Here is a 1,462-nt window from a genome sequence, read left to right as displayed (position 1 = left end):
GGAATGGATGCCTACCTTTCCAAACCTTTTCAAGGAAAGACTTTATTTGGTATCATGAAGGAATATCTGTAATAGTATTTAAAAATATAGTGTAAGAGTATTATGGAAACATGATGCTCTTTTTTATTCCTGAATTCAAGCAGCTAATGCAACATTGTTTTCTTCTATTTTTAAATTCATGATTTCTAGAGGCGTTTTATAATTTAGACGCTTTCTAGGTCTTTTGTTCAAAGCTTTTTGAACATTCTCCACCATTTCAGGAGTAATATTTTCAAAAGAGGAACCCTTTGGAAAATATTGCCTTATTAATCCATTTGTATTTTCATTTGCTCCCCGTTCCCAGGAATGATATGGATGAGCAAAATACACATTAACATTCAATTGTTTGGCAATTATCTTATGTGCAGCGAATTCCTTTCCGTTATCGGCCGTAATTGTCTTAATATGTGATTTTACTTCGCTCAAAGCCTCTATTGTTGCCTCTGCTAAAGGAATTGCCTCTTTACTTTTCAACAGCCTAATCCATACAAATCCTGTGCTTCTGTCATTAATAGTTAATAGCGCACCTTTATGATTTTTACCCATCACTGTATCTATTTCCAAATCGCCTAATCGTTCTTTCTGCTCCACTATTGCTGGTCGTTCTTCTATGCTTACACGATCTTTTATTTGGCCTCGTTTATCGGTTCCAACCGATCGCTTTTTGTATTTCTTTTTATGTCTTCTAAGATACAAATACAGCTTACCTCCCTGTTTTTGATCCTCATATATAAATTGATAAATTGTTTCGTGAGAAACGCTTGGGAATCCCATCAGTTTTAGCCTACCTGATATTTGTTCCGGGCTAAAATAAAACCTGAGATAGCGAATAACATTCCCCTTAATGTCATCAGTAAATCTAGTATAACAGTGTTTATTCTTTTGTCTATCTGAAGCTTTACGTTCTGCCAGATCAGCCTTATAAACTTGATTTCTTTTATCACAATTTCGATGAATCTCTCGATAAATTGTAGATCTATCTTTGCCAATACAATCTGCAATTTTTTTAATACTATACTCTTGCTCGAGCATGATTGAAATTGCGTACCTTTGTTCTGATGTTAATCGTTTCATTGCAACTTATTTTGGGAGATTTAGGAGGCAAGTAAGAAAGGATTATTCTTCTAAACAAGGGAAAGTATCAATTACTTTCCTTTGTTTCATTCATAATATTCTCTCAAATACTCCCTAAACCGAAATTGTTGCATTAGCTATTTGAATTTAAGGAAGAAAATATTCAAGAATCAAGTAATTTTTATGAATGTTGTGTTCGATAAATCAGTAGTAAACTTCAATATATGTCAAAAAAAATAAGAGTTGGAATTTTAAGAGAAACTAAAAATCCTCCTGATAGAAGAGTCGCAATTTCTCCGCAGATGGCTAAAGAAATAACAGATCGATATCCATACGTTGAATTATATGT

Annotated in this window: 1 protein-coding gene; it reads right to left on the bottom strand. The window is 33.2% G+C overall.

The window, feature by feature from the left end; all coding sequences use genetic code 11:
* Positions 1 to 135 precede the first annotated feature (135 nt).
* Positions 136 to 1,113 (bottom strand): IS30 family transposase, encoded by a 978-nt coding sequence (locus tag OIF36_02670; protein ID MCV6599366.1) that lies wholly within the window; start codon positions 1,111 to 1,113, stop codon positions 136 to 138.
* Positions 1,114 to 1,462: the final 349 nt, after the last annotated feature.

The sequence above is a fragment of the Alphaproteobacteria bacterium genome (assembly GCA_025800285.1).
Lineage (GTDB): Bacteria > Pseudomonadota > Alphaproteobacteria > JAOXRX01 > JAOXRX01 > JAOXRX01.
The sequence above is the reverse complement of the archived record's forward strand: the minus strand, read 5'-3'. Positions and strand labels throughout refer to the sequence as shown.

What these genes read in the sequence shown, in the direction of transcription:
- OIF36_02670 (MCV6599366.1), bottom strand. Translation starts at nt 1,113, where the DNA reads ATGAAACGATTAACATCAGAACAAAGGTACGCAATTTCAATCATGCTC.